The organism is Vibrio sp. Vb0349 (genome assembly GCF_033338975.1).
Genome location: NZ_JAWOTS010000429.1, coordinates 1 through 1,054 on the forward strand (window position 1 = coordinate 1; position 1,054 = coordinate 1,054).

The following is a 1,054-nucleotide window of genomic DNA, read 5'->3' on the forward strand; positions in this document are numbered from 1 at the left end:
TCTCAAGGGTATATAATGTGTAGCGCGTCGCAAAAGGGCGGCGCATTGCTACACTTCAGGACTCGTATGTTTAAGAAATCTCTTGTTTTCATTCTTGCCGCATTTTCACTTCCTACTTTTGCTGCATCAACGATAGGTATTGTTGGCGCGATGGATGTAGAGGTTGAAGCTCTGCTGCCAAAAATTCAGAATCAACAAATCAAAAAAGTTGCGAACCACACTTTTTATATCGGTGAGCTTGAGGGCAAATCCGTCGTGGTAACGCAATCTGGTGTTGGCAAAGTCAATGCTGCGATGACGACCACTTTGCTGATTGAATCTTTTGGTGTGAACCAACTGATTTTTACTGGTATAGCAGGAGCAAGTGACCCGAAACTTGATCCATTGGACGTGGTTATTTCTACTCGTACTGTACATCATGACGTTGATTTAACCGCATTCAACAAACCGAAAGGGTTATTACCGGACTATCAAGAGCGTTACTTTTATGCTGACAAAGCGCTACAAAATTACGCGTATGAAGCAGCGGTGGAGACGTTAGGCAAAGAAAGTGTGTTCCGAGGCATCATTGCTTCTGGTGATCAATTTATCGCCAGTAAAGTAAAAGTCACGGGCATCTACCAAGAGTTCAACGCGATGGCCGTTGAAATGGAAGGTGCAGCATTGGGACAAGTTGCAACCGCCTTTAAGGTTCCGTATGTTGTCATCCGCACGATTTCCGACAAAGCGGATGGTTCTGCTGATGTGGTTTATTCTGAGCTGAAAAAAGCGACGGCAGATAACTCAGCAACCATTACGCTCAACATGCTTAAGCGCATGCAATAGGGTGAGAATACGAAAAGCAGCACATTAAGTGCTGCTTTTTTATGAGTTCGTCAAAGTAAACATTATCGATTCTTTACCTTCAAATTCCACCCTCAGCCGCGAGTTTGGTTGTAAGCGGCTGAGAGAATCGATTGTCATCGTTGGCCGATTTCCACCCCAAGCTAAGTTGCTCTTTGTAGATCGGAAGAGCACACGTCCGATTTCCACCACAAGCTAAGTTGCTCTTTGT

General features: G+C 44.6%; 1 protein-coding gene. It reads left to right on the forward strand.

Translation table 11 applies throughout. The features are described from left to right. Positions 1–66: 66 nt before the first annotated feature. Positions 67–825 (forward strand): 5'-methylthioadenosine/adenosylhomocysteine nucleosidase, encoded by a 759-nt coding sequence (locus R7Q47_RS26370; protein WP_005463697.1) that lies wholly within the window; start codon positions 67–69, stop codon positions 823–825. The last annotated feature ends 229 nt before the right edge of the window (positions 826–1,054 follow it).

What these genes read in the sequence shown, in the direction of transcription:
- R7Q47_RS26370 (WP_005463697.1), top strand. Translation starts at nt 67, where the DNA reads ATGTTTAAGAAATCTCTTGTTTTCATTCTTGCCGCATTTTCACTTCCT.